Below are 7,841 nucleotides of genomic sequence, written 5' to 3'. Positions count from 1 at the left end.
AACTCATAGCTTAGAAATTCTTTTATAGAAGATATTACTGTTGTTTGGTCTACAAACCCTTTAGTGTGATGATAGGTGAGCTTAGAAGGCTTATTCCCCTTCTTACCACCACTAGGTTCTCTGTAATAACTACTTTCTACAACACCAACCATTTTAATGATTTTGGTTTTACTGCATTTATGCTTTTCATAAGTACTGTTTACTAAATCTTTCTTGGATCGGACGTGCCAAACTTTTTTTTTAAAAGCTCTCGCTGAACCTCTAATTCTATTTCTCTATCACTAAGTAATTTACGAAGCACTCGGTTCTCCTCTTCTGCAGATTTAAGCTCTTTACTCTTAGTGTCATAAGTAACTTTTAAACCAGCCTCTCCCTGATGGTCAAACTTCTTTCTCCAACTATAAAAAGTGCCAGTGCTAACTCCATACTTACGACAAGCTTCTACGATACCAATCTCTTCCGAAGTAGCTAGTATTTCTAACTTCTGGTCTAAAGTCCATTTCTTGTATTTCATATCTCAAATGTATTAGTTTGAAATTTAAAAGAACACTCCGAACTTATTGGGGGCTAAACTATCACACAGTCAAATTTGAAAAGTGTTTCAGGAATAATTTACCTAAAAATAAAAAATGAAATTGATACAAAAGGACTTGAACTAAAAAAAAAACAGCTCTGTAACAAATTTTATTGAAAATAGTCTAACTAGAAAATAAACTAATATATAATACAATGAATACACTAACCAATTGGAAAGAGTTCTTTCAATTCTTGAAAAAACCTAATTATTTAAAGCAAACAGAAGGGATAAAAAACAAATCTCTCTTAACTTTTAATTCATTACTTTTAAATATTCTACTTATTATTCCTTTATTATTATTATATGCAATCTATTTATATTCAACAGGAGAGCTTAATGATAATATGAATGAAAATGTTGAAAAACTATATCATCCAATCATACTATATTCAATGGTTGCAATTTTCGAAGAATTTGCTTTTCGAGGATTTTTAACAAAATTCAAACCTTTATTATTTTCTATATCTATCACTGGAATATTTTCTTATTATTATAAAAAAATATCTTTTAGTAATATGTTTTTTGAACCTGAAGGCTTAATAGAAACGGGGATTTTAGCTGTAATTTTATTTTTAATTCTATATTTTATTGGAAAAAAATATAATTCAAAGCTTATCGAATTTTGGAATAAAAACTTTAGCTATATTGTGTATTTCAGTGCATTTCTATTCGCTTTTCTTCATTTTTTCAACTCTAAAGGATTAGAAATAGGGTATTTAAAAACTATTATCTTTCAACTCATAGGAGCTTTTATTTTGAGTTTCGTTAGAATTAGAGCAGGAATATTATATGCTATTGTATTACACTTTATATTCGATATTATACTTTAAAAACATCTACTTACAGTTGAATAGAAAAAGAGGGGTTTTATCCCTAAACCTCTCACAAGAACCTTCACAATAAGGGGGGGGGGGCAGTACCCCTTGTTGATAAGGATGTAACCCTACTATATTAGGTAAAATTTTGACAATGTGTTTTCTAAAACTGAAAATAAATAAATGGCTGAAAATCTGCCGCATAGGTTTGATAGCATAATATTGCTACTACCATTGCTACGAGCGCCTTGATTACTATATTGCTTTTTATAAATACGTTTTCTGCCCAGTCCTTGGTACGATATGGCAACCAGTGTGTAATATACCCCAATGCCATTACGATAAAAACAATGCGATACTCCCACAATACGGCAAGGGCATTCTGCCAATCCATATTGGTTATTACTTGTTGATAAAAACGATTGATATGATCCATACTATTTCCTCTAAAATAGATACGGGTAAAGGTTATAAAGAAAAATGTAAAAGTGATTTTCCATAACAATGCATACCATTTTGTAGAGCTTTCATAGGGACTGACTTTACGCCAATATTTATAGGCTACTACACCCAAGCCATTTAATCCCCCCCAGATCACAAATTTCCATGAGGCACCATGCCATAGCCCACCGATAAGCATGGTAATCATAATATTTATGTTTCTATTAAAATGCTGTGCCAGTTTTGATGAAAAGAGTGTCATGATCAAAAAACCTCCCACAAGAGCCGCTGCTACCAGTGCAATAGAATAGTCTGATACTGCAAAAACACCCAAAAAAGTAAATAGTAATACAAAGGCATAAGAAAAGATGCTTCCGCTACGATTACCTCCTATAGGAATATATAAGTAATCCTTGAGCCAACTTGATAATGAGATATGCCATCTCCTCCAGAAATCACCACAATGAATTGCCTTGTAAGGAGAATCAAAGTTAACGGGGAGTTTGTACCCCATAAGCATTGCTAATCCTATAGCGATATCGGTATATCCTGAAAAATCGCCATAAATCTGTAACGAATACCCAAACATTGCCATGATATTGGTAAAACCAGAGAACATTTCGGGTACATCAAATACCCGATCCATAAAGTTTGCTGCAATATAATCTGCAAACAACATCTTCTTGATAAGTCCTTTAAGAATCATAAAAGTAGCCCTGCCAAATTCTTCTTGGGTTATGGTTATTTTTTTTCTAATCTGTGGTACAAAATCTGATGCTCGCACTATAGGTCCTGCTACTAATTGAGGAAAGAAACTTACAAAAAATCCAAAATCAATAATCGAATTAAGGGGTTTGATCTGTTTTCTGTATATATCAACACTATAACTAATCGTCTGGAAGGTATAAAAGGATATCCCTACCGGAAGAATTATTTTATCTACCGTAAAATAATCTGTTGTTGCCCATGTATTTGCCCATTGTGCGAGATAGTTTATAACCTCATAGTCTGTTTGAAACAGGTAGTTATATGAATCTGCAAAAAAATAGGCATATTTAAAATAGCATAGTGTACTCAGGTTGATGATCACACTGATTGCTACCAATATCTTTTGTAATACTACCGATCTACTTTTATAGATGGCTTTGCCCAAAAAGAAATCATTGACGGTACTAAATAATAAGATACCTATAAAAAATCCACTGGTTTTATAATAAAAAAGTAAACTGATTGCGAAAAGATAGGCGCTTCGCAAATTTTTATTACTATATACTATTGCATAGATAAAATATACTACTGCAAAAAATATCCAGAAGTTTGCCTGTGTAAAAATTAAGGGAAAGTCTTCTGAAAAAGAAAATATGTCTATAAGTCTATTCATTTAATAATCTGGCTCAAAACAGTGTTATACTCCAATTGCATTTCGTTCTCCCAAGAATGTACTAATGCCTGTAGTAAAAGGTCTGCTTTTATTCTATATCCCGCTACCGTAAAATGAATACGGTCTCGAGGCATTAATTTATTTGTATACCAACTTTGTGAGGAATTGAATCCTCCCATGATTTCATAAAAATCCCAAATCGCCATTTTTTGTTCTTTTGCTACTTCATAAATTACTTTTTGGGCTATACGGGTTCTAGGATTAGGAATTTTTCTTTTATAATAGGAGTCATTGGGTACGGTAAGCAGTACAGCGCAATCAGGGTTTGCTTTTTGAATTGTTTTGATCAACTCTGTATAGTATGCCTTATACTTTTCGGGATCAAAATCTGGGTAATAGGCATCATTGGTGCCAATGGATACAATAAATAAATCGGGTTTATAGAGCATCAATTGCTCTTCAAAATATCGGCATCGTTTATAGAATCCAAAACTCCCACCGTTTACCCCTATAGAAGTATATTGTATTCCGCTATTATCATTCATAAGCTCTATCCCCATCATCAGGAATTCTGCATTCTGTGCGCCTTTTACTTTACGCACACAAAACTCAATCTCTTCAACCGTTTTATTAAAAGTATATTCTACAAAATGTGCTTGTTTATTTTCTGTTACTTCTGTGACAAGGCTATCTTGTTTAAAAGATATTTCATAATCTGTGGTCCAGTTATCATAAAAAATTCTGATTTTATTAAAATCATACATTTTTTCGTGGTAGTTATTACCGTTTGCTTTTATTTTTATATTGGAAACACTATCCTTGAAAACAGCAGTGATTCCTGACAATCCCCAAGCTATGCTATCTCTATTGACCGAGCATCGATACCCTCGCCATACACCATCATATTTTACTCTATAATTACCAGGGTTATTAGTTTTTGCAATGCTATATGGGTATATAAATCCTCGTTGTCCTTTTGCTTCTGGATTCATCATTTGCAGGTATGACCGTAATCGATTTGAGTAGATATCAGCCTGAATATGTGACCCCCCGATATGAAAAATGTGTACATTTTCTTTTTTTCCGTTGGCAATAGCATCTAGCTTTTGATACAGTTTTTTGAAAGCTGGAGAGTTTTCTGCCATCTTGATTGTATTGGCTTTCCAGTTTATAAAAGTATATTTATTCTTTAATGTATCTATAGTATAGGTCTGTGCTATGGCTGGTAATACCAGTAGCCATAGTAAAAAAAATAATTGTCTACGTTTCTTCATTAGTTTTAGGTTCTTTGAGGTCAAGGTATAGGGCTGTAAAAAATAGTTCAGATATTATTTTGGTTCCTTTCCAGGTAAAATGCATGTAATCTTTAGCGGTAAGTTTTTCATCTACCCATAATGCCATTGCTCCTTTCCCTCCCATAGCCTTATACATGCTCCAGTAAGCAACATTATTCTCTAGGCAGGTCTCCATTAATTTAGTATCTAAATAAGGTAACAGAGGATAGGTTTCCATTTTTCCGTTTACGGGTTGGCACATATCTGTAGGACCAATAAATATAAAGCTGGTGTTTTTTGCGCGTCTTCGTATCCAGTTTGCTTGATTGACAACTCTTTTTGCATACTTCTCGACATCTGTAGAGTCTTTGAGGTAGGGCATCGTATTACCCCCGTATTGCATAATAACAATTTTGGGTTTTAGCTGTCTTGCCATTCGACTATAGGTTCCAGCATTGGAACTGGCAAATATAGTTCCTGATGCACCTCTCATAGCAATATTATCTATTTGCACTCCAGAAGGAGCATCAAGTGTTAATCCATAGAAATCTGCACTTATCTTACCTTCTACCTCTATTTTGAGATTGGTAGGAGTCGTACTTGTTCTTATTTTATACTGATGATATTTTCCGTCGGTTATCAAGCTATCTTGTTGTATCAATGCTCCATCATTGTACACGGCTATTTTTATAGGAGTATTACAATTACCGTAATGCAATCCTATATTGGTAAACCTTCTAAATTTTGCATACGCTTTTGTAGATTTACCTATGGTTACCGATGCTTTTACAACTGGCAATGCATTCATAGCTGTACTATCTGGCTGTTCTGTTTGGTATGCTGTAAATCGTGAAACAGAGAGGTATGTCCCGTATTTTCTGTGAGAGAACTTTTTTTGAGTAGGATCAAAGTAAGCATATCGTTGCCAATTCTCACTAGGGGTTACGGTTGCACTTATCTGGTTATAGACGGGTAATACAGGTAAAAAACCTGGTCCCCCACCACCATACATAAGCTGTAGCCTATTACGTAAATACCCAGTGATACGGTCTCCTTCTATTTGAGAGTCTCCATAATGTAAAATTCTACATGATCTTGATGCTAGTTTTGTTCTTAGCTCATTTGCAAAATCAGGGGAATTCTCAGGGTATTTGATTCGTACAAGTCGGGTAGTATCTATTTTAGAAAAATCAGGTAATTGAGTAATTTTATCTGTAACAACGGTATCGCCTTTATTGTCTGTAGTTTCTATATCAAGAGGGGTTACAATCTGAGTAACTTCTAGAACGTCTTGGCGGGTTAGAGTAGTATCTTTCTTTAATCCCAAAAAGGTAGCATATGTTGGATATTTGAGTGATACGTCTTGATAATAAAATCCATCATCTTGTGTTTGAGCATTCTCTGTTTTTCCTTGCTCACTCAAAAACATAAGTCCAAATAATCCTCCTAGTATAAATAGGATAAATAATGATATATAAATAGGTCTAATTCTCAACGATTCTTTAAAATGTTAATGTCTTGTAAAAATAGGAAGTTTTTACAAACTACAAAGTATATCGATATGATGCATTAAATTTATTTTATAACATTTTTTATTTACTTTTTTTAAAACAACAAGTCGATTCTATATAGGTTTTACTTTACTCAACTTTATACTGCTTATACTTATAAATCTCCTGCTACCACTATCCACCGTTCTTTTACTGGTCTATATACTCCCCACCACCCTTCTGAGTTTCTTTTATACGGAGGTACCATTACCAAATAATCTCCTTTTTCTAGAGAAAACCCATACATATCCATTTTACCATTTTTTTGAAGTATCTCATAGTAATCTGATAATTGCATCTTATTGAAATCATATAGAGAATCTAATGGTCTTTCTTTATATGTGTACAAAGTACTTTTAGAATGGGTGTACGACAAATTTCCCATTATGCCAAAATGCAGCATAATGGGAAATTTGTCGTACACCCGACTTAAACAGAAAAACGGAAGTATTATAAAAAAAGTTACTGTAATATTATGTTTCATCAATACTTTTATTTTTTTATGATCTAATTTATACTCTATAAAAGTTAATGCGCCTTTTTTAATTAATAACATATCAAAAAAAGGTTTTAAAATTTTAACATTTTAAGTTTATTAATAATCTCTGTAAATTTCTTTGATCACTTTTTCATACTATCAGCTATAATTCCTATAAAAAAATAAATTAAAAGGGATAAGAATTTATCATTTTTGAAGGCAAATCAAAAGGTTAATTTTCGTAAAAAAAACATGTGTACCGTTAACTATGAGTTAATTACTACAAAACCAAAACTCATCATTTTTTTTTACCTTAATTTAGTTGACAACTTAAAATAGTTTTAGTTTGTTTTTGTGATTGTATCGCTTTTATAAAGCTACATAGTATGCAACCTAGGTCCGGAACTAAGAGCATGTACTATTGATCTCTCTCTAAAAATAAACTTTAACTTATAATTTTACTAACTCTTTAAACTTACACAAACATGAAAAAGACATTTTTAAAAAGTCTGTCTAAATTATCGGTACTAGCTGTACTAGGTTTTGCCACCTTATTTATTTCTTGCGAAAAAGAAGCGCCAGAAACTTTTGAACAACAAGAAACTGTTCAAAAACAAACTAGAGATATCTATTTAAATACTTCTGGAGAAAATACCAGCAAAGGACGAGTATTTGTAGGTGTTGCTGGTCAAGAATTTTTGAGGGATATAAAAATATTTTACAATCAAGTTCCTCAAGAATGGATTGCTCCAACAAACAGAGCGCTTGGCGAATGGAGTTCTATTAATAATTTTTTAAACATGAGAAGGGTTCTCTCTCGGGCAAATGCCGATATTGTAATTTCTGGAGAAGCAGAAATAGGTCTTGATCGTTCTCCTGCGGGAGCTGATTTTCCTGATGTTGCAAATGGGCCTGTTGGTAGGTTTGTCACTATAAACCTTAACTACGATAACCTAGATCCTGTTTTAACACCTAATCTTAGATATTACATTATGATACACGAATTAGGACATAATCTTGGTTTACAACATTATGGACCTGTATCTTTTATGGCTCCTAATGTTACAGAAGCTAATGAAAACTGGGGAGGTATATCTCCAAGAGATGCTAATGCCATAAGCAATATCTTATTTTCTAACGTTATCAACCCTCTCTAATTTTTATAAAATAATATTAAACATCCTCGTGAGTTTTAAAATTCATGAGGATGTTATTTTCAAAAAACTTAGGCTCTAGTTTATAATTGCGTTGATATTAGTTTTTGATATTGTGCTTCGATATTTCTGTAATTCTTTATAGCGTTAACATCTAGGACAGTTTTTTGT

The 7,841-nt window shown here is 32.8% G+C and carries 7 protein-coding genes; 2 read left to right on the top strand and 5 right to left on the bottom strand.

Going from position 1 to position 7,841, the window contains the following annotated elements; all coding sequences use genetic code 11:
* Positions 1 to 202: 202 nt before the first annotated feature.
* On the bottom strand, positions 203 to 514 hold the full coding sequence (locus tag CVD18_RS20475) for a transposase (protein ID WP_103867353.1): 312 nt from the start codon (positions 512 to 514) through the stop codon (positions 203 to 205).
* A gap of 254 nt (positions 515 to 768) precedes the next feature.
* On the opposite strand from CVD18_RS20475, the gene CVD18_RS20470 reads away from it, so the two are divergent.
* Positions 769 to 1,407: a type II CAAX prenyl endopeptidase Rce1 family protein gene (locus CVD18_RS20470; RefSeq protein ID WP_158250525.1), complete on the top strand. Its 639-nt coding sequence runs from the start codon at positions 769 to 771 to the stop codon at positions 1,405 to 1,407.
* Between the two features lie 148 nt (positions 1,408 to 1,555).
* Here CVD18_RS20470 and CVD18_RS20465 read toward each other — a convergent pair whose 3' ends face one another.
* The 4 genes from CVD18_RS20465 to CVD18_RS20450 all read right to left on the bottom strand — a co-directional run bounded on the left by CVD18_RS20465 (position 1,556) and on the right by CVD18_RS20450 (position 6,594).
* Positions 1,556 to 3,214 (bottom strand): MBOAT family protein, encoded by a 1,659-nt coding sequence (locus CVD18_RS20465; protein WP_103867351.1) that lies wholly within the window; start codon positions 3,212 to 3,214, stop codon positions 1,556 to 1,558.
* Positions 3,211 to 4,488, bottom strand: coding sequence for a GDSL-type esterase/lipase family protein (locus tag CVD18_RS20460; protein WP_103867350.1), 1,278 nt, complete (start codon positions 4,486 to 4,488; stop codon positions 3,211 to 3,213). The genes CVD18_RS20465 and CVD18_RS20460 overlap by 4 nt, the downstream gene beginning before the upstream one ends.
* The gene (locus CVD18_RS20455) at positions 4,475 to 5,983 is read right to left on the bottom strand and encodes a lipase (RefSeq protein ID WP_103867349.1); all 1,509 of its coding nucleotides are present in this window, start codon (positions 5,981 to 5,983) and stop codon (positions 4,475 to 4,477) included. Before CVD18_RS20455 ends, CVD18_RS20460 begins: the two co-directional genes overlap by 14 nt.
* A 170-nt stretch (positions 5,984 to 6,153) precedes the next feature.
* Entirely contained in the window at positions 6,154 to 6,594 is a 441-nt protein-coding gene (locus tag CVD18_RS20450; RefSeq protein ID WP_103867348.1) for a hypothetical protein, read from the bottom strand.
* A 407-nt stretch (positions 6,595 to 7,001) separates the two neighbouring features.
* Between CVD18_RS20450 and CVD18_RS20445 the strand changes: the two genes are divergently transcribed.
* Positions 7,002 to 7,673 carry a matrixin family metalloprotease gene (locus CVD18_RS20445; RefSeq protein WP_103867347.1) on the top strand — a complete coding sequence of 224 codons (672 nt, stop codon included), beginning with the start codon at positions 7,002 to 7,004 and terminating at the stop codon, positions 7,671 to 7,673.
* Positions 7,674 to 7,841 lie beyond the last annotated feature (168 nt).

The organism is Aquimarina sp. I32.4 (assembly GCF_002924285.1).
Taxonomy (GTDB): Bacteria; Bacteroidota; Bacteroidia; order Flavobacteriales; family Flavobacteriaceae; genus Aquimarina.
The sequence above is the reverse complement of the archived record's forward strand: the minus strand, read 5'-3'. Positions and strand labels throughout refer to the sequence as shown.